The sequence below is a fragment of the Amycolatopsis sp. SID8362 genome (assembly GCF_010550475.1).
GTDB classification, from domain to species: Bacteria; Actinomycetota; Actinomycetes; order Mycobacteriales; family Pseudonocardiaceae; genus Amycolatopsis; species Amycolatopsis eburnea.
In genome coordinates this window covers 1-1,454 of sequence record NZ_JAAGNB010000653.1, presented here as the reverse complement: position 1 = coordinate 1,454, position 1,454 = coordinate 1, and the positions used below count along the sequence as shown (strand labels likewise).

1 protein-coding gene is annotated in these 1,454 nt (G+C 73.9%); it reads right to left on the bottom strand.

The window, feature by feature from the left end; all coding sequences use genetic code 11:
• The coding region (locus tag G3I65_RS20260) for a condensation domain-containing protein (RefSeq protein WP_239071322.1) at window positions 1-1,454 on the bottom strand (1,454 nt) is incomplete at both ends.

Below are 1,454 nucleotides of genomic sequence, written 5' to 3'. Positions count from 1 at the left end.
CCCGGACCTGCTCCGCGAACAGCTCCGGCAGCGAGCGGGACGGCGGCTCGGCGCCGGTCGCCGCCCACTCGCCCAGCAGCCGCTCCTCGGCCGGGGAGAGCAGCGGGACGGCGCCCACCGGCCGGTCGCCGTCTGCGGTCAGCTCCCGCAGCAGCGTGAGCAGGTGTCCGGCGAGCCGGGTGGTCGTCGACGCGTCGAACAGCGCCGGGTCGTACCCGAAGTCGACCACCAGCTCGCGGCCGGGCGACGCGACGACGGTGAGCGGGAAGTTGGTCGTCTCCCGCGCCGAGAGGTCGCGCACGGTCAGGCCGTGCCCGGCTTCGGCGGCGGTGATCGGGTAGTTCTCGAACACCACCAGGCTTTCGCACAGGTTCACCCCGTCCGGCAGCCCGGCCCAGCCCTGGACCTTCGCCAGCGGGAGGTGGCCGTGCCGACGCGCCTCGGCCTGCGCGGCCTGCAGCCCGGCCAGCCACGCCGCCACCCCGGCACCGCGGTCGACGGCGACCCGGACCGGCAGCGTGTTGATGAAGATGCCGGTGATCTCGTCGACGCCCGCGATCTCGGCCGGGCGGCCGGACGCCGTCGCGCCGAACACGACGTCGTCGTGCCCGCTGTAGGCCGCCAGCAGCAGCGCCCACGCGCCCTGCAGTACGACGTTGTGGGTCAGGCCGTGCCGCTTGACGAACGCGTCGAGCCGCGCGGTCTCGGCCTCGCTCAGGTGCACCGGCAGCCACTCGGACGAACACGGAACGGACGCGGACGCCCGGTCGCCCGGGATCGGCGTGGGGCCTTCGACGCCGGCGAGCGCTGCGCGCCAGAAGCGTTCGGCGTCGGTCTGGTCGTGGCCGGCCAGCCAGGCCAGGTAGTCCCGGAACGGCGGCCGGGTGGGCAGCGGCTGCCCGGCGTAGGCGGTGCAGACGTCCGAGAGCACCTGGAAGACGCTCCAGCCGTCGAGCAGCACGTGGTGGAACGTCCACAGCACCTGGACTTCCGTCGGCGACACGCGGGCGAGCGTGACCCGCATCAGCGGCGCGACGGCGAGGTCGAGCCCCTGCGCGCGGTCCTCGGCGACCAGCTTCCGCAGCTCATCGGCCGCGTCGAGTCCGGTCCAGTCGAGCTGACGGACGGGCAGCCGCACGCCGTGCCGCACGAGCTGCAACGGCTCCTCCACACCGGACCAGCCGAACGCCGTGCGCAGGACCGGGGTCCGGTCGACGACCCGCTGCCACGCCTCGGCGAGCCGCGCCGGGTCCGTGACGCCGTCGAGCACGAACGTCGCTTGCTCGACGTACATGCCTTGCTCGGTCTGGGAAAGACCGTGGAAGACCATCCCGCCCTGCATCGGCGTGAGGGGGTAGACGTCCTCGATCGCCCGCCCGTCGCCGACGAGTATGTCCACAGTGGATTGATCGAGCGCGGCCAGCGGGAAGTCCGACGGCGTGCGGCCGCCGGCG